The sequence below is a fragment of the Sulfuricurvum sp. genome, assembly GCF_028710345.1.
Lineage (GTDB): Bacteria > Campylobacterota > Campylobacteria > Campylobacterales > Sulfurimonadaceae > Sulfuricurvum.
The window spans coordinates 1-18,291 of the sequence record NZ_JAQTUH010000002.1 but is presented as its reverse complement, the minus strand read 5'-3'; the positions used below and the strand labels follow the sequence as shown (position 1 = coordinate 18,291).

19 protein-coding genes and 1 rRNA gene are annotated in these 18,291 nt (G+C 39.7%); 3 read left to right on the top strand and 17 right to left on the bottom strand.

The annotated features are described in order from the left end of the window. Positions 1 to 13 precede the first annotated feature (13 nt). From hisC to PHC76_RS02585, 13 genes are all read right to left on the bottom strand, one after another. Positions 14 to 1,108 carry a histidinol-phosphate transaminase gene (hisC, locus tag PHC76_RS02645; protein WP_299973209.1) on the bottom strand — a complete coding sequence of 365 codons (1,095 nt, stop codon included), beginning with the start codon at positions 1,106 to 1,108 and terminating at the stop codon, positions 14 to 16. After that, positions 1,105 to 2,187, bottom strand: coding sequence for a prephenate dehydratase (pheA, locus tag PHC76_RS02640; protein WP_299973212.1), 1,083 nt, complete (start codon positions 2,185 to 2,187; stop codon positions 1,105 to 1,107). Before pheA ends, hisC begins: the two co-directional genes overlap by 4 nt. Beyond that, on the bottom strand, positions 2,184 to 2,957 hold the full coding sequence (locus PHC76_RS02635; protein WP_299973215.1) for an HAD-IIA family hydrolase: 774 nt from the start codon (positions 2,955 to 2,957) through the stop codon (positions 2,184 to 2,186). Before PHC76_RS02635 ends, pheA begins: the two co-directional genes overlap by 4 nt. Further along, positions 2,957 to 4,159, bottom strand: a complete 1,203-nt coding sequence (lysA, locus tag PHC76_RS02630) for a diaminopimelate decarboxylase (RefSeq protein WP_299973218.1) — start codon at positions 4,157 to 4,159, stop codon at positions 2,957 to 2,959. The genes PHC76_RS02635 and lysA overlap by 1 nt, the downstream gene beginning before the upstream one ends. A 3-nt stretch (positions 4,160 to 4,162) precedes the next feature. Next, complete coding sequence (locus PHC76_RS02625; RefSeq protein WP_299973220.1) at positions 4,163 to 5,254, bottom strand: LptF/LptG family permease; 1,092 nt, start codon at positions 5,252 to 5,254, stop codon at positions 4,163 to 4,165. Between the two features lie 37 nt (positions 5,255 to 5,291). Beyond that, positions 5,292 to 5,846 (bottom strand): aminoacyl-tRNA hydrolase, encoded by a 555-nt coding sequence (gene pth / locus PHC76_RS02620; RefSeq protein ID WP_299973223.1) that lies wholly within the window; start codon positions 5,844 to 5,846, stop codon positions 5,292 to 5,294. A 2-nt stretch (positions 5,847 to 5,848) separates the two neighbouring features. Then, entirely contained in the window at positions 5,849 to 6,385 is a 537-nt protein-coding gene (locus PHC76_RS02615; protein ID WP_299973226.1) for a 50S ribosomal protein L25/general stress protein Ctc, read from the bottom strand. 69 nt (positions 6,386 to 6,454) lie between these two features. Further along, complete coding sequence (locus tag PHC76_RS02610; RefSeq protein ID WP_299973229.1) at positions 6,455 to 7,645, bottom strand: type IV pilus twitching motility protein PilT; 1,191 nt, start codon at positions 7,643 to 7,645, stop codon at positions 6,455 to 6,457. 5 nt (positions 7,646 to 7,650) lie between these two features. Beyond that, on the bottom strand, positions 7,651 to 8,634 hold the full coding sequence (locus tag PHC76_RS02605; RefSeq protein WP_299973231.1) for a transaldolase: 984 nt from the start codon (positions 8,632 to 8,634) through the stop codon (positions 7,651 to 7,653). Positions 8,635 to 8,726: 92 nt separating this feature from the next. Then, positions 8,727 to 9,368, bottom strand: coding sequence for a leucyl/phenylalanyl-tRNA--protein transferase (gene aat, locus PHC76_RS02600; RefSeq protein WP_299973234.1), 642 nt, complete (start codon positions 9,366 to 9,368; stop codon positions 8,727 to 8,729). Positions 9,369 to 9,371: 3 nt separating this feature from the next. Then, the gene (clpA, locus tag PHC76_RS02595) at positions 9,372 to 11,549 is read right to left on the bottom strand and encodes an ATP-dependent Clp protease ATP-binding subunit ClpA (RefSeq protein ID WP_299973237.1); all 2,178 of its coding nucleotides are present in this window, start codon (positions 11,547 to 11,549) and stop codon (positions 9,372 to 9,374) included. Then, entirely contained in the window at positions 11,546 to 11,848 is a 303-nt protein-coding gene (locus tag PHC76_RS02590; RefSeq protein ID WP_299973241.1) for an ATP-dependent Clp protease adaptor ClpS, read from the bottom strand. Before PHC76_RS02590 ends, clpA begins: the two co-directional genes overlap by 4 nt. Positions 11,849 to 11,926: 78 nt before the next feature. Next, entirely contained in the window at positions 11,927 to 13,165 is a 1,239-nt protein-coding gene (locus PHC76_RS02585) for an aminotransferase class I/II-fold pyridoxal phosphate-dependent enzyme (RefSeq protein ID WP_299973244.1), read from the bottom strand. Positions 13,166 to 13,212: 47 nt separating this feature from the next. Here PHC76_RS02585 and bioD point away from each other — a divergent pair, with 47 nt between their 5' ends. The 3 genes from bioD to PHC76_RS02570 are packed head-to-tail and all read left to right on the top strand — an operon-like array spanning position 13,213 to position 15,685. After that, a complete protein-coding gene (bioD, locus tag PHC76_RS02580; protein ID WP_299973247.1) occupies positions 13,213 to 13,884 on the top strand; it encodes a dethiobiotin synthase in 672 nt (223 codons plus the stop codon). After that, positions 13,881 to 14,750: an aspartate carbamoyltransferase catalytic subunit gene (locus PHC76_RS02575; protein ID WP_299973250.1), complete on the top strand. Its 870-nt coding sequence runs from the start codon at positions 13,881 to 13,883 to the stop codon at positions 14,748 to 14,750. Before bioD ends, PHC76_RS02575 begins: the two co-directional genes overlap by 4 nt. Continuing rightward, the gene (locus tag PHC76_RS02570) at positions 14,750 to 15,685 is read left to right on the top strand and encodes an aminodeoxychorismate synthase component I (protein ID WP_299973253.1); all 936 of its coding nucleotides are present in this window, start codon (positions 14,750 to 14,752) and stop codon (positions 15,683 to 15,685) included. The genes PHC76_RS02575 and PHC76_RS02570 overlap by 1 nt, the downstream gene beginning before the upstream one ends. A gap of 29 nt (positions 15,686 to 15,714) precedes the next feature. On the opposite strand, the gene PHC76_RS02565 is transcribed toward PHC76_RS02570, so the two are convergent. The 4 genes from PHC76_RS02565 to rrf all read right to left on the bottom strand — a co-directional run. Next, the gene (locus tag PHC76_RS02565) at positions 15,715 to 15,921 is read right to left on the bottom strand and encodes a hypothetical protein (protein ID WP_299973256.1); all 207 of its coding nucleotides are present in this window, start codon (positions 15,919 to 15,921) and stop codon (positions 15,715 to 15,717) included. A 1-nt stretch (position 15,922) separates the two neighbouring features. Further along, positions 15,923 to 16,216, bottom strand: coding sequence for a BrnT family toxin (locus tag PHC76_RS02560; protein WP_299973259.1), 294 nt, complete (start codon positions 16,214 to 16,216; stop codon positions 15,923 to 15,925). Between the two features lie 224 nt (positions 16,217 to 16,440). Continuing rightward, positions 16,441 to 17,970: a hypothetical protein gene (locus tag PHC76_RS02555; RefSeq protein WP_299973262.1), complete on the bottom strand. Its 1,530-nt coding sequence runs from the start codon at positions 17,968 to 17,970 to the stop codon at positions 16,441 to 16,443. A 210-nt stretch (positions 17,971 to 18,180) separates the two neighbouring features. Continuing rightward, positions 18,181 to 18,291 (bottom strand): 5S ribosomal RNA (gene rrf, locus PHC76_RS02550); the annotation flags it as partial.

Below are 18,291 nucleotides of genomic sequence, written 5' to 3'. Positions count from 1 at the left end.
CTGAATGCCTACTTTACAATAAAGGTTCTGTTAGTTGAAAGAATCGGTCATTTTGAGCCGATGTACCAATGGTTACGCGAATTGCGTTCAATCCGTAACTGCTTAAATCACGTACAATCATACCCTTTTTTAAGAGTTCTTGCGCAATTTTTGATGAATTTTTTTCTTCAGGAAGCGATAAAGTGACGAAATTGGTATAACTCTCAATCACATCGATCCCCTTTACGCTTGCGAACTCTTCATATCGAGCCATCTCTTTAAAATTATCCGCAATACATTCTTGAACAAACGCCTCATCTTCAAGAGCAACCGATGCTGCTTCAAGAGAGAGTGTAGTAATATTAAACGGCGGACGGACTTTATAAAGTGCCTCGATAATAGGCGCTGACGCGATACCATATCCAACACGCATCCCCCCTAATCCATACGCTTTTGAAAATGTTCCTAAAAACAAAACATTCTCATATTTTGCAACCAAATCACGTGGTTCCACGGCATAAGCAGTATCTTTAAAACGGGCATATTCCATATACGCACCATCGATAATGACGAGTGTATCGTTATCAATTTTATCGATAAAAGCGAGCATTTCCTCAGCCAATAGCCCATCACCGGTAGGATTATTAGGGGTACAAAGAAAAATAATAGAAGGCTTATGTTCCAAATACAGAGTATAGAACTCCTCCATTTTATGTTCGCGAGATGCGGTACGGATGATTTGTGCACCCACTTGTTTTGCATAGATTTCATACATGGCAAACGTTACGCTGTTCATCAAAACACAAGAACCTTCATGTGCTTTGGCATGAATAGCAAATTCTATCACCTGATCGCTTCCTGCACCGATGATTAATTCATTACTTTTAATGCCGTATTTATTGGATAAAGCTGTTTTAAGTTTGACCATTGAATCATCAGGATAGAGTGCCATATTGTCGATAATTGAACGTACCGCCTCTTTTACTTTCGGGGAACATCCAAACGGATTTTCATTACTTGCTAGTTTGACGATATCCTCTTTGTTGATACCGTATTCACGAACCACTAACTCAATCGGCTTACCCGCTTCATAACTTTTAATCGAGTCTAATGTGCTATTAAATTTCATAATTCTCCTTTTACGTAGCTTCCAAGCCATGTCACTTCATCGGTATGTTTAACCATTATTTCATTAACTTTTTCTTCATCAATATGACCAAAGAAATCGATAAAGAACCAGTACCCAAACCCTTCATTATCCCGTGCAGGACGACTCTCAATTTTACTAAGATTAATGCGCGCTTTGTTAAAATCTTCCAAAAAGTGAAACAATGCACCCGATTCTTGGGCATCTTTCAATCGAACCAATATTGATGTTTTATCCTGACCGCTCGGAGCATTTTTAAAATCACTCAAAATAAAAAAACGGGTCGCATTATTATGGGTATCTTCGATGTTTTCAAACAGTGTCGGAACGCCGTATAATTTTGCCGCGATATGGGAACATATTGCAGCCGATTCAGGATCTTTTGATGCTAAAACTGCCGCTTTTGCTGTTGATTCTACAGGTATATGCTCTACCCGATCAAGGCCGTGTTCTTGTAGAAATTCTCGACACTGACCAAACCCTTTATCTTTGGAATAGATTCGTTTGATATGGTGTACCTTTTCAGCTTTGCTCGCAAATGCCATATGAATCGGCATATAGAGTTCTGCCACAATTTTAACGCTGCTTTTGCCCAGTAAATCGAGTGTTTCTCCCACAACGCCATCACGAGAATTCTCGATAGGGACAACTCCGAATTTCGCACGGGAAGCTTCAAGCGTTTTAAAAACGGCATCAATAGAGCCTAATGAGAGATAATCGCTCATCGCACCAAAACGTGATTCCGCCGCTTGATGGGTGAAACTCCCCTCTGGCCCAAGATAAGCTATTTTTTCAGGTAACTCAAGATTACGGGCAACAGCAAATATTTCTAAAAAAATAGCCTCTATTGCTTGTGCGTTGAGTAGCCCCCCCGCATCATGGCTCAATTTGCTTAAACGATCGACAATCGCTTTTTCCCGCTCCGGACGATAGACTGCACCATTATTTTGATGCTTTATCTCACCGACTCGTCGTACCACTTCCATACGACGATTTAAAAGTTGGATAACCTCATTATCCAATGCATCAATAATCTCTCGACACTCTTCTAATGTTTTCATAGACTCTCCAGTACTGCTTGCATATCCGCATAAATTGCATCAGGTTGCACTTTTAAATTGGGAATAATCTCCTCAGCCACGCGGTATTTACCGCTTAGGACGAATACACCCTTCATCCCTAACTCTTGCGCGGGGAGAATATCACCGGTTACATCATCACTAATAATAGTCACATCCGAAAAACTGTGATGCACCCCTTGCTGATTCAACCCTTCCAATGACGCCTTAAAAAAAGCTCTACTCGGTTTTCCAACCACCGTATAGGAACGTTGTGTTGCAAATTCGACCATTTTTAAAATTGCCCCTACTCCGGGATAACGTTTATGATTTTTTGCATACAATGATGTTTCATGCATACCGATAAGCTTTGCACCGCCCAATATAAACTCAATCATTTGGGCATATTCATCAGAAGTGAAATTCTCTTTAATAGCGATTAAAACAACATCTGGAGAGGCAAAATCGAGAGCGTATCCCATCGATTTGAGAACATTTAAAAATTCGTCTGAACCATACGCCGCTATTGTTTCATTTTTGGCAATATGTTCTTCTAAAACCATCAATGGATCCAAATAATGGCGTTGAGGGATATTGAGTCCGATGGAATTGAGATACGCTAAAAATTCTACGCTAGGATTTTTAGTGCTGTTAGTGATGACCATATAGGGGATTTTTGAACTATTTAAATGATCGATAAACTCTACCGCACCACGAATCGGAAGTTTGGTATGATCGTCTATCAATGTCCCCTGTACGTCAATAAAATACATTATAGGTACTCACGCTCTAGAGCTATAATATCATCGAAACTTTCACGTTGACGGATTAATCGCCCCTCACCGTTTTGAAACGCTATCTCTGCGGAGCGACCTCGCGTATTGTAGTTACTCCCCATTCCAAATCCATAAGCTCCGGCACTATGAACGACCAAAAGATCATTATGATTTAGTCGTGGCAACGGATAATCTTTGGCTAAAAAGTCACCGCTTTCACACACCGGTCCTACGACATCTGCTAGCGATAGTTCACCCTCTTTGTCTAAGGCTTCAATACGGTGATACGCTTTGTATAAACTCGGACGGATCAAATCATTCATCGCACCATCAACCACCACGAACCGTTTGGAACCATTTTGCTTTTCATACAAAACTTTTGTCAAAAAATAACCGGCATTTGCCGTTAAAAATCGTCCCGGCTCACAAATAACCGTTACATCAAGCCCTTTGAGCGCACCTAAAATCGCTTGTGCGTACTCATAGGGTTCAATCGTAATCTCTTCGTTATAACGGACACCCAACCCCCCACCGATATCAAAAAATTTAAGATTGACGTCAATCGCACTGAGTGAACGCATCAAATCGGCAACAATGACTGCCGCTTCGTAAATCGGCTCTAGTTCCGTTAATTGGCTTCCAATGTGAAAGTGGATCCCTACAGGATCTAAGTGATCGGAATTTTTCGCTTTGATATACATCCGTTTTGCGGCATTAATCTCTACCCCGAATTTATTATCGTGTAATCCGGTAGAGATATACGGATGTGTTTTAGGGTCAATATTTGGATTCACACGGACACTAATGCGGGCAGTTTTACCTAATTCACGCGCTACCATCTCAACACGATCCAGTTCGCCCTCACTCTCGACATTGATATACAATATATCGCTCTCAATCGCTTCACGAATCTCATCATCACGCTTACCGACACCGCTAAATAAAATACGATACGGCGGAACTCCCGCCATTAATGCACGGCGCACCTCTCCGATAGAGACACAATCGGCACCCGAGCCCAACGAAGCAAAATGTTTAATAACACTAAGATTGGAATTGGCTTTCACCGCATACGCCAAAATCGATTTACGTCCTCGAAATGCCTCTTTGAGTTTTTCATATTGTTCACTCATCGCATCAAAATCATAAAGATACAAAGGAGTTTGATAGGTTTGTGCTAACGATTCAAATGGTATCACGCATCACCCTTTTTGAATTAAATTTATTCGCGATTTTATCCAAAATGAGCTTAGATAAAGTGTGCTAAAAATTCCCAATAAACCGATTGGAACTAAAATTCCGGTTTCAGGGGAGAGTGTTTTATTATTAGCGAGTTCTCCACTCATAAATAAAAGACCCCAGACGATTAATGTAATGAGAATAGCTCCGAAACTGTACAACGAAAGATTCGCGAACCGAGGACTAATAGGGGCAACTGCATAGATCACTACTATCATAATCAAAGCAAACCAAGGGGTGACAAAATTACGGTACAACGAGCTTTTTACTTTTGAGAGATCAATATTTTGTTTTTCCAAGAGATTCATAGCATCCAAAGCATCAATAATCGTATAATTTACCTTGCCCTCATAAATCTGATCCAAAATTTTAGGACGAAAGTTGTGTAAAACACGGATATTTTTAAGATCTTTTATCTCAACTGCCGAAGATTCTAAATCTAAATCTTCAGGAGGTCTTAACGAATGCGCATTGGGAATATTCCAATAATGATCAGCGTAATAAGCCTCTTCACCACTTAATGCCTCCTTAAGTGTCCCATTATGAAAGGTAAATACTCGAATATTATGTGCTTGTTGTGTCAATGGATTGAGTGTCCCAAAATAGATATAATTTCCCTCATGAGTAAAAAAAAGGTTATTTGTCGGTATCAAAAATTGTGAGCTGTCCCGCAGATTATCTGCATATTCGTTTGCACGGGCAAAAGAGGTAGTATGTGCAGCAATATAGCAAAATAATATCGATATACTTATTGTTAAAATAGGAAACAATACTTTAAATCGTGAATAGCCTAGGGCATAAAAAGAGGTAAGTGCATTGGAACGAATCAGCTCTATGATAGTTGCTATAAATGCAAATACTAACGTAATAGGTAACATCATATCGAGGGCATAGAGCCATTTATAGAGGCTGTATAAAATTAATAAATTGGCAGAATGAGGGAGCCCCTCACTATTGTTCATCATATCAAAACCCACCATAAAACCAGTAAGGGCAATCAGTATGATGAAACAATAACGAAGATATAAAAACGCTATTGTTTTAAAAAAAAGCATACCAAATCCATTTATTAAACTACGTGTATTACTTTTATTATACCTCTAAAGCTTTGAGAGAACACTTTGATGAGACCTCTTCAAGAGGAGAAATTAATAATAACTCAACAGCATCGGCAGCTTTAGAAATCCATCCCTTCAAAATTCCTTGCTCTTGTGTTGAAAAAGGGTGCAATACATAATCCGCAACTTGCGATTTATGTTCAGGCTTCCCTATCCCCATTCGTACACGTGTATATGCTGGGGTTAAAACACTATCCGCAGATTTCAGTCCATTATGACCGCCATGTCCTCCGCCATGTTTAAAACGAAGAGCACCGAAAGGGAGGTCTAAATCATCGTGTATAATAATGACATCATCAATTTTATAAAAATTTTTAACCGCAAGGATTGATTTACCGGAGAGATTCATATAAGTAGTAGGTTTGAGGAGAAAATGTCCACTCATTTTAAACAACTCTCCATCAAAAGAGCTCTTTGAAACATCGTGAACACTATGTCGACGGCACAATTCATCAATCACCATAAACCCGATATTATGACGGGTGGATGTGTATGCCGAGCCGGGATTTCCCAGTCCGACGATTAGCATGATTATTTCGCTTTGATAACGCTGAGAACCGCTACACGCTCAGAATCGGTAAATGTAACGTTTTCGATACGTGGAAGATCTCGAACCAATACAGAATCACCCAAATCAAGTGGTGCAACATTGATTTCAATGAAGTTAGGAATATTCTCAATCGCTGCTTTTACGCGAAGGCGTTTTTTAGCCACAAACAACATCCCTTTGTTTTTCAAACCGATTGGACTTCCAACAGGTTTAACAGGGATATGATAATGGGTTACGACACCTGGTTGTGCTACCATCAAATCTACGTGTAACAAGTTTCCAGAAACGGGGTGAGACTCATACCCTTGAACTACAAGGTTCATCTCATTACCTGCAATACTCACAGGAAATGCAACGCTCTCTTTGTTACGTACAGTACGGATAAAGTCGTTCATTTTGAACGCAGCATGAATATTTTCAAGCCCTTTTCCATAGATGTTGGCAATAAGATAACCATCACGACGAAGCCCTTTTGTAACCGGCTTGCCAATACTCTCTCTAAGAATGCCTTCTAGCATAATGTGTCCTTCAAAAATAAAATGAGGCGAATTGTACTTAAAATTTGTTTAAAATATTATAAATATCATTTACCTTTTAAGGGCAAATACTTCATGTTCAGTAAACTCTTTCGGTTCATCTTCTTTATTAAGTTGGTTTTTGTCAATTACACCAGCAAGGCCTTCCATTTTCAGCTTTAGATCCGACGGTGATGTTGCATAATTCAACGCTTCTTCACGGCTAATACGCCCAGAAAGGTAGAGATCTAATATACCTTGATCGAATGTTTGCGATCCATAAAGCTCTTTCCCCTCAGCAATCGTATCCGGAATCTCAATATCACGATTTTCTGCTATCAATTGCTCTATACGTGACGTACGTACCAGCACTTCTAACGCTGCCGCACGTTTCCCATCTACTGTAGGAATCAGTCGTTGAGAAATTACCCCTTTAATAACCGATGAGAGCGTTATGCGGACACGATTTTGTTCAACCGATGGAAATACAGAAACAATACGGTTAATTGTCTCTTTCGCATCCAAAGTATGCAAGGTTGAAAAAACCAAATGTCCTGTATCGGCAGCATGAAGTGCAATTTCGATTGTTTCCATATCACGCATCTCCCCGACAAGGATAATATCAGGATCTTCACGTAACGCAGCACGTAATGCGGCACCAAAACTGTGAGTATCTTGCCCAATACTGCGTTGATTAACAATACATTTTCGATCTTTATGAACAAACTCGATCGGATCTTCAATGGTGATAATATGCTTACGCTTATTCCAATTAATCTCATTAATAATTGCAGCAAGTGTCGTTGATTTACCACTACCAGTAACCCCTGTTACCAAAACCAACCCACGTTCCATTTGAGGAAAACTGTGGACAATCTGTGGTAAATTGAGCTCATCTATGGTTAAAATCTTCACCGGGATCAGACGAAATACTGCTGATATCCCTTCCATTTGAAAAAAGATATTAATACGAAAACGTGTCTGTTCATCAAAAGGGTAAACTAAATCGAGCTCTTTCTTTTCCACCAACTCATGAAATCTTGATCGTAAAAGCTCTTTTGCAAACGTCAACGCATCTTCTTTTGAAAATATCTCACCGGAGAGGGGAATTACCTCACCATTAACCCTTGCTCTGACGACTCCGTTTGCTTTAATATGCAAATCACTTCCACCCGCATCCACCATACGGCGCAAATATCCCCGTATTTTTTTAAGTACATCAAATTTTAGTTCTTCTACATTTATATGATACTGTTCTTCCATTTTTTCTACTCCAATGCACTCAAAATTTCTGTAAACGCTACTTTAAAGGCATCTAAACCTTCTTGAATCTGTACCTCAATAACGCGATCCATATCAACACCTGCATTGGTCACTTTTACTTTATGTGCATCTATCTTTTCATAACTTAGAGGTAACTTTATCATCTTATCTCCCCGTGCAACATATGCTTCAATCGTAGCAATAGGTGCAGTATTAACACTATTGGATGCAAGTAACTCATCGATGTAATATGATGCCCGCAAATCATCCCCTTTTACACCGGTGCTGGCAAAAAGAATTCGACATTTTGGAATATGTAATTCTTCTACATGATTATAAATCTCCGCAGCATTCATAATCCCCATCAATCCCGGTTCAATCTTTGATGCAATAAGTTTTTCATCAATAGCACGATCTATTCGACTGACAAATACACTGATTACAGTATCCACAACATCGCCACTTTTAGATGCTGCAAGCGCAAAAGCTTCTGCACACTTCAATGCTTGCTGTAATGAGAAAATCAATGTTGCATTAACAGGGATACCTTGCGCAGCCAATACTTCCATTGCGCTATATCCCGCCTCCGTTGCAGGAACTTTAATCATTACATTAGGTCTACTAATTGTTTCAAACAATCGAATCCCCTCTGCGATCGTAGCATCGGCATCATCACACAAAAATGGATCAACTTCGATGCTTACATACCCATCATCTCCTACATTATATAAAGGGCGCAAAATATCGGCTGCTTTTTGAATATCATAAATAGCGATTGCCTCATATTTCTCTTTTGGAGTCAGATCGACTAAGGTCTCAATCTGCTCTTTATAGGCACTTGATGTCAAAATAGCACTTTTAAAAATCGCTGGATTCGATGTTGCTCCATTAATTATCCCATTTGTGACGAGTTCTTTAAACCCCTCTTCTAAAAATGTTCGTTCGATAAAATCAGCCCAGAGGGAAAAACGTTCAGTAGGGATATACATAAGGTTGTGCTCCAAAGAGTTTATTAAAAGTAAAAATTATTATGCCAAAAAAATAGTTAAAATAGTGACTAGACTCACAAAGAAATAACAGTTTAGGTATTTGCACCTATAAGTCGTTCCAAAAATTCATTCCGTGAAATCTCTTTAGCCCCCAGACTTTTAAGATGAGCCGTCGGTACTTGACAATCGATGCAAATAAATCCTTCCTTTTTTAATCGTTCGACCAATACTGCCAAAGCGACTTTGGAGGCATCACTCACTTTAGCAAACATCGACTCACCGCAAAATATTTTTCCGACCATCACACCGTATAATCCGCCAACCAGTACGCCATTTTGATACGATTCCACACTATGTGCATACCCTAGAGCATGAAGAGTTTCGTATGCCTCTACCATTTCAGGTAATAGCCAACTCCCTTTTTGCCCTGCTCTTGGAGCAGAAGAGCATTCACGAATCACATCTGAAAAAGCAGTGTCAAATCGAACCTCAAATTGAGGTATTTTTTTACGAAGAGTGCGGTGAAGTTTAAACTCATCCAATTCTAAAATAAGACGTGGGTTCGGTGACCACCACAGTATGGGATCACCCGCACCGTACCAAGGAAAAATCCCATTTCGATACGCTAGCATAAGTCGAGAAGGGGAAAGATCACCGCCATAAGCAACAATCCCCTCTTCGGATGCTGTGGCAGGATGTGGAAATGAGAGTTGGTGATTAAGACGTGGAATCATCAATCAGTGAAAATCAAACCTAAGAATCTCGTCAAAATCGATTGTCACACTGCCACCTTTGAGGAGTTTTCCAAACAATACCTCATCGACTAACGGATCTTTGATTTTCTCTTGAATCACGCGCGATAAAGGGCGTGCACCCATTGCTTTATCATAACCGATAGAGGCTAAATACCCTTTTGCACGGGCACTTAATTCGATGGATACTTTTTTAGCTTTGAGCTGAATATTGAGTTCACGGATAAATTTATCGACAATTCCCTCTACCACCGACATCGGCAACGGTGCAAACTCAACAACAGCATCAAGACGATTACGAAATTCAGGGGTAAAAAAGCTCTTCAATGCTTCATGACGTGAAATGGAACTGTCGGCATTAAATCCCATCACGGTTCGCTCAGTTGCTCCTACATTAGAGGTCATAATAAGTACAACATTGGAAAAATTGGCTTTATAGCCGTTATTATCGGTCAATGTAGCATTGTCCATTACCTGAAGCAATACATTAACAAGATCGGGATGGGCTTTCTCAATCTCATCCAGCAACAAAACGGTATAAGGGTGTTTACGAATCGCTTCACTGAGCAATCCCCCCTGCTCAAAACCCACATATCCCGGAGGTGCACCGATAAGACGACTCACCGAGTGTTTTTCCATGTATTCGGACATATCGAACCGCTCAAAGTGGATTCCCATACAGAAGGCAAGCGATTTAGCTAGCTCTGTTTTTCCAACCCCCGTAGGCCCTGAAAATAAAAAGGAGGCAATCGGTTTATTCGGCTGTGACAATCCGGCGTATGAGCGTTTTATTGAGCGAACCACTTGAGTAATTGCACTGTTTTGTCCGATGACCAATGATTGTAATTCCCCTTCCAACCCAGCTAGCTTAAGGGTATCATCACCTGACATTTTAGAGATTGGTACACCTGTCATTTTGGCAATAATCGTCTCAATATCACTATGCGATACGGTGGTTCGTTTATGATGATGAAGATGAAAAGAAGCTCCCGCTTCATCGATTAAATCAATCGCAACATCGGGTAAAAATCGATCGGTAATGTATTTTTTAGAGAGTTCTACCGCACTGCGCAATGCTTTATCGGTATATTTTACCCCGTGATGTTTTTCATACCGTTCTCTAAGCCCTTTGAGGATTAAAAAACTCTCTTCACTGCTAGGTTCATTCACATCGATACGGGCAAATCGTCGGCTTAATGCGCGATCTTTTTCAAAAACACTTCGATATTCAGCATGAGTCGTTGCCCCCATACATTTTAATGTACCCGAAGCAAGTGCCGGTTTGAGCTGATTAGAGGCATCCATACTCCCCCCGCCAACCGCACCTGCACCGACTATGGTATGTATTTCATCGATAAACAAAACTGCATTAGGGTGCTCTTTGGCTTCATCGATTACCGCTTTGAGCCGTTTTTCAAAATCACCCCGATATTTCGTCCCTGCCAACATCGCCCCCAGATCAAGGGCAAAAATTTCTGCATTTTGGAGGATTTTCGGAACATCGCCGGAGAGTATTCTCAGTGCCAATCCCTCTGCAATCGCCGTTTTACCGACACCCGGTTCTCCAATCAAAAGGGGATTATTTTTTCGACGACGGCAAAGGGTTTGAATAGAGCGTTCGATTTCATTAACACGTCCGATTACGGGGTCTATTTTCCCTTGTTTTGCTTGTTCGTTGAGATTAATCGCGTATTTTGCCAATGCACCCTCAGTTTCATTCGATTCAACTACGGTCTCTATCTCACGATGTGAAATCGCTTCGAGTAAATCAACCCGTGTAATCCCAAACTCTTCGAGCAACATACACGCATACGTATGGTGTTCTTCATACACCGCCGCGATAAAATCCCCCACATCGGCATGCTGTTTTTGAGCACTTTTAACATGGCGCATCATCTCATCAATCATCCGCGCTAACGCCACCGTCTCAAACGGCTCTTGATTGACCTCATCGGGTAAAGGCTCTAGTGTTTGCAATAAATACTGCCCCAAAGATTCGCGGATTACCTCGATATCACCACCGCATGTTTGGATAATCGATGCACCTTCCGCCGAGTTTAATAGGGAGAGCATGACGTGCTCTATGGTGAGATATTCGTGTCGCTGATGGCGTGCTAATGCCACCGCCTTTTGAAAAATGGTATTGAGTTCAGCACTAATCATGACGCCTCCTCTAGTATCGCTTTTAGCGGATATCCACTCTCACGTGCCAGCGAGCTCACCTGATGGATTTTCGTCTCCGCAATCTCATACGAATAGGTTCCGCACAATCCTCGACCGCTTTGATGCACTTGCATCATAATCTGATGCGCTTGGGAATAACTTTTGCGAAAAATCCCCATCAAGATATCGATTACAAACTCCATCGACGTATAATCATCATTTAATAAATAGACATGATATTTTTTTGGTTCTCGAAGATCCAAAGAATGTTCATGTTGATGCTCTGTTTTTGTACTCACGGTTATCCTCAGCTTTAAAAAAATACTTTATCAAGCCTCACGTTTTTTTTGGCTTAAAAGGAATAATTAACATAAATATTACCCACGTGCACGGATAAAGTCATTAATAATATCATCAGGGTTTTCCAAACCGATAGAAATTCGGATAAGCCCCTCCGTAATCCCTAAAAATTTTCGTGTAGCATCATCGAAATCACGATAAATCGTCGATGCCATATGAAGTCCAAGAGTTCTGGTATCTCCTATATTGGCGGTAATCGTGATTAATTTTGAACAATTTAAAAATGCAAACGCCGCCTCTTTGGAGCCCATATCGATAGTTAACAATGTTCCGCAACCTGATGAAAACTGCTCTTTATAACGAGCATAATGAGGGTGACTTGGTAACACAGGGTGATTGATTGCAAATCCTGCACTATCGAGCGCAAGGGCTATTTTCTCAACACTAGAGACGATTCTATCCATACGAAGCGGTAAGGTCTCTAACCCTAACATCGTCATGTAACTTCCAAATCCGTTTGCCGACATCCCAAAATCGCGTAATGCCCTTTTTTTAGCATTTGCTATGAGCGCCATTGCCCCCATTTTTTTGATAAACGGATGGACTTCACCGTATCGAGTGGTTTTAAACTTATCCTCTCCTTCATTAATAGCACGAAAAATAACCGCCCCACCCAGAGCAGACGCATTGCCCGTAATAATTTTCGTTGTCGAATACACCACGATATCGGCACCCAATGCAATCGGTTTGACACATAATGGGGTAATGGTATTATCCACTATCAATACCACCCCATATTGTTGGGCAATGGCGGCAATGGCTTGTATATCGGGAAGTCTCATATTGGGGTTTCCGACACTCTCTAAAAAAAGTATTTTTGTTTTATCAGTAATAGAAGCTTCGATAGCGTCCAATTCGTCCACATCAAAAAATTTCGTCATAATCCCAAAACGCACCAGCGTTTCGGAAAAATACGAATACGTCCCCCCGAATAATCCACCGATACTGATGATTTCATCACCACTTTTGAGGAGACTCAACGTTGCCATCGCCGTAGCCCCCATACCGCTGGATGCCGCGACCGCACCAACACCACCGTCCATCTGAGCTAAAATCTGCTCCAATTGCGCCGACGTTGGATTTCCCATGCGTGAATAAAGCGGTTTTTTTACAGAGCCATCAAAGATTCCCTCACCGTTTTCACAATCTCCATACCCAAAGGATGCCGAGTTAATCATCACAGGGCTAATCGGTCCCTCTTTTTTTCCTACTTGCTGAACAAATTGTGTTGTATACTCTTCAAAGCGATTCATCATCTAACCTGTATTAAAATGTCGCCAATTATAGCTAAAAGAGCCCAACCTTGTCTAAACGAATTTTTATTAGCGCTACCAATACCGATATCGGTAAAACTTATACTACCCTTCAGTTGCTCGACGCCTATACCCAGATGGGTTACCGTGTCGGAGTCTATAAACCCATCGAGACAGGTGTGAACGGTTTACCTGCCGATGGCAGTTTACTTTTAAAACACGCATCAACCCTCAATCTGGCCCTTAAATCATTACGGGTTGGGGATGTCGTCACTTTAGCATTATCACTTCCTGCCGCACCCTATGTTGCCAATAAAAATAAATCTCTGAATCTTAAAATCTTTGATGATGCGTTGGAAAAAATTGAAAAATTGTGTGATATCGTCTTGATAGAGGGGGCGGGAGGGTTAATGACCCCTTTGGATGATAAACTCATGATGGTTGATTTAGCGACCCATTTTGACGCTACTATCCTTCTCGTAACCCATTGCCGACTTGGATGTATCAACGATACACTATTGAATTTAGAGAAATTATCACACGTAGACATCCCTTATTTATGGACTTTTAACTGCCGACATGATGATGAGAGCTTTAAACAAACCTCTCTCCCCTATTTTAAAAATAGTTTTGAAAACCTCTACTTTATCGGACACAATACACCAGCACTCGCTCAAGCATTATTGGATAAAATTACACCACACTCTAAGGATAACGAATGAAACATCTCATCCGAACCGATGACTTTTCAGTAGAGCAAATCAATAGCGTTTTAAACGATGCCTTACAATTTAGCGATGGACACTTTGATCCTATTTTACGGGAAAAAATCATTATCACCCTCTTTTTTGAAAACTCTACCCGCACCAAAAGCTCGTTTGAAATCGCCGCAAAACGCCTTGGAGCCGAAGTGGTTCATCTCGATGTACAAAAAAGTTCTACCCAAAAAGGGGAGAGCCTCGTCGATACCGCTCTCAACCTCGATGCTATGGGTCCTCACGCGATGATTGTCCGTCATGCCCATGCCGGAGTCCCAAATATTCTAGCAGAACACACCAAAGCCTCTATTATCAATGCGGGTGACGGCGCTCATGCTCATCCCACCCAAGCACTCCTCGATCTGTTCACCCTCAAACAACATTTTGGGGAGATAAAAGGGAAAAAAATCGCTATCGTCGGCGACATCAAAAACTCGCGTGTCGCCAACAGTAACATCGAGCTTCTCACCCGTTTTGGGATGGATATCACCCTTGTAGCCCCTCCACATTTTTTACCGACCACTTCTCTACCAACCACCCACTCACTCCACGATGTCATAGACAACGTCGATGCGATTATGTCGCTACGCACCCAAACCGAACGACACTCTCACCAAACCTACGGTTCACTCAAAGATTACGCCAGCGATTTTTGTATCACTCAAGAGTTACTGGGTAAACGTAACATCATTATCCTCCATCCAGGACCCGTACACCGTAACATTGATATAGACGATGCTCTTCTCAAAGATTCCCGTTGCAAAGTGCTCGAACAAGTAAAAAACGGCGTCTCCATCCGTATGGCTGTCTTAAAAGCACTCATTGCCTAATGTTTGATAGACTCAGCGAACTCGTCTCAAAAGGGGTTCCTTGTTTTTTTTATACCGATTTTACCGGTTCAAAACTCCATTGCTATCCACTGGAGAAGCTAGAGAACCACGATATTGAGTTTAGTTTTAATAGCCCAGCCCCCTCTAACAATCTCCCCCACAAACCCCTATATACACCCATCTCTTTTCACGAGTACCACAATAAATTTTCCCTCGTCCAAGAGCATATCAAAGCAGGTAACAGCTATCTCCTAAACCTCACACAGCCGACACCGATTACATCAACATACTCGTTAGCTGAGATATACTCTATGGCACACGCCCCCTATAAACTACGGGTAAAAGATCACTTTGTCTGTTTTTCACCCGAACCCTTTATCATCATCGAAGAAGAAAAAATCCACACCTATCCGATGAAAGGAACCATCGATGCATCTCACCCCAATGCCATCGAGACGATTTTAAACGACCCCAAAGAGTTCGCCGAACATACGATGATTGTTGATTTACTCCGCAATGATTTAGGGATTGTCGCAACCAATATCACGGTCGAAGAGTTCCGTTCCATCACCACCATCAACACAGGAGAGAAAACGCTCCATCAGGTAAGTTCACACATTAGCGGCACATTAGCATCTGATTGGGATAAAAATATCGGCTCACTCCTCAAATCACTACTTCCAGCGGGAAGCATCAGCGGTACACCCAAGAAAAAAACGACAGAAATCATACAAGAAATAGAAGCATATGAGAGAGGTTATTTTACAGGAGTCTTTGGCTACTGTGATGGCAAAAACCTCTACAGTGCCGTTGCGATACGATTTATCGAAAATAATAATGGAAAGTTAGTCTATAAAAGTGGTGGTGGTATTACATCTGAGAGTGATTGTCGCAAAGAATATCAAGAGATGATAGATAAGATTTATATACCGTAATATTTGAGAAAATGGGTGAAAGTAAAAGCTTAACGTGCACTTCCCATTTCAATCAGTTCTTTGTCTTTAAACAATAGAGCATTGACGATTTGGCTCATATTTGTTTTTTGTTCTTTCGCTAGTTTGGCGATAAAACTTTCAACCTCAGGCTCCAAATAGACGGGGATATTAAACCGTGCATTTTCATTATAAAATTTCCCGCGAACACCTTTTGAAAAATCATACTCTTTTTTCATCTCATTGCTCCGTGTATATTTTTTGTTCATTTTTCGTTGCTTTTCTGGCACTTATTATTCGTATATTACAATTGTTTTCATCAATACTGATAAAAGTATGGACAACGACCAAAGTTCTTGTTTCATAATCCATGCCGATTGTTACCCAACGATCCTCGCTCTCACTGTGTTCATCATCATAAATGGAGATAGCATTTTTGTCTTTGAACACGGATACAGCACGGTCAAAATCAATCTTGTGTTTTACACTATTACTTTTGGCTTTGTTGGAATCCCATTCAAAATTATAATCCAAAACTTCTCCACTTCAAGAATTCAAAATGATTTCATTTTTATATAATTATAGCAGACATAAGTTTATTCTTTTTTACTCGCTCAACACTCTTCTGAGTTGGGGTGAACTGTAACACTTCTCCATTCGTTCAGGAGAAATGATTAAAGGAAATGAAGTTAAAAAGTGAAGATTGAATACATGACTCCTATTGTAGAGATAGTAATTTTAGACAAATATAATTCAACTTATTTTATATTCTCTATTTGTGTCATATACGTATCTAATTTACGCAATACATAATCAGCAATAATATAAGGCTCATCTTTATTTGTATAATGAAATTCAATACATATAATTTTATGTCCTAAATCAATTTGAATGTCTGGGAAAATATTATCAATCCACGGGTGTTTCTTCTCAACTTTAAGATTACTTATACCAGTAGCTTCTAAACCCTTGCTAAAAGCCTTATTTAAATGAGTATCACTACCTGACCCCCCAGAGCTAATCCATGAAACGATATCTTTATATATTGGATCAGCTTTAATAAGCGCCTGTTCTGTTAATCCGCCTTTGCGTTTGCCTGCTGGAAATTGTTCGCTGATTAACTGTTTATAAATAGCAGATGACATTATAGATTTTTTAGTTACTGTTTTATCTTTCCAATGTTGATCTAAAGTATGCTTATTGATAAGAGTTAATAAATCTACATTATCAGAAAAAGTGGCTGCTGAAGTAACAACTAAATTAGTAGGAATATACATTATTCTAGTTTTAAATGCTCCATGTAGTGCAAGCTGCAATCTTGTAGAATTCCATTTTGCTGCTCTTTGTGTATTACCAGTAATATAATCAGAAAATTTATCTGAAATAGCCGTCCAAGCATCATCAATTCTTGTTCCTCTTCTAGCAAATTGGTTCACAATAGATTCTGCTTCTTTAAATGGAAAAATAAACCATATTTCTGTTGGTTTTGGTATTTTGTCCTCTAAAGAAGACAAATAATTACTATTTGATTCCCACTTAGATATAACATGAGAATAATACTCACGTAGATTTTGCTGAATAGAAGGTAGTTTTACAAAATTATTAAATGTTTCTACTAAGTCATCATGTGTTAATCCAAAATCGGATAACTCTGCACCATCATTTAGCACTTTAATTGTTGCTTTAGCAATATTTACATATTCATTTTTCTCAGGACCAGTGACATTTATAATTTGCTTATCACGTTGATACAAAGTCCCAGAAACATGCTTAGAAAACGAAAGCATCTTGTCAACGTCATGCTTATCAGTTACAGGCCACAAAATTAAAACTGGATTTTCACGCAATAGACCGTTTAAACGCCTAAAAAATCCTTTAATAATTTCATCACCATATTCATCCAAATATTCTAAATAATTAATAACAATAGCACATACACCTTTGTCATTATTTACTATTTCATTTTTACAAATAAAATTTATTTTTTCATATAAAGAATTGAGATTACCATTATCTAAATAATCATTTGCATTAACATCAATTACTTCTCGTATTGGTATATGTTTACGCCATTTTAAAGAATGTAAAAAGGTTGACTTTCCAATACCAGGGTGACCCAAAATAAAAGTTAATTTTCCAGATTTATCAATATTAGATGCAATTATTGAAATTTCTTTTTCAGTTTCAATAACTGGTGAAACAAACTCCATCATTTTTGAATCAACATCTACTGCGTTAAAACGATTGTTAATATCTTCAAATGTTAATGGTAAAACAAGTTGATTCATTAAATTTCCTTTAAAGGTCATACTATAATTGATAAGTATTAATCAAATAGTAAGTAGAGTATTCTATCAAATAAAACTTATTTATAATACGCCAATTATGTTTAAGTTATAGCAATATAAAGCCAATAGATGGATTTTAATTTGCAAGAAGAAACATTTGTGATTGTAAAAAGAAGGGGTTGTGATTATTAATAAAGGAGAAATTCTAAGGCCAGGCGGCGACCTACGTTTCCACACCTGAAAGATGCAGTATTATGAGCGAAGAGGGTCTTAGCTTCCGGGTTCGGAATGGGACCGGGCGTTTCCCCCTCTCTATAGCCA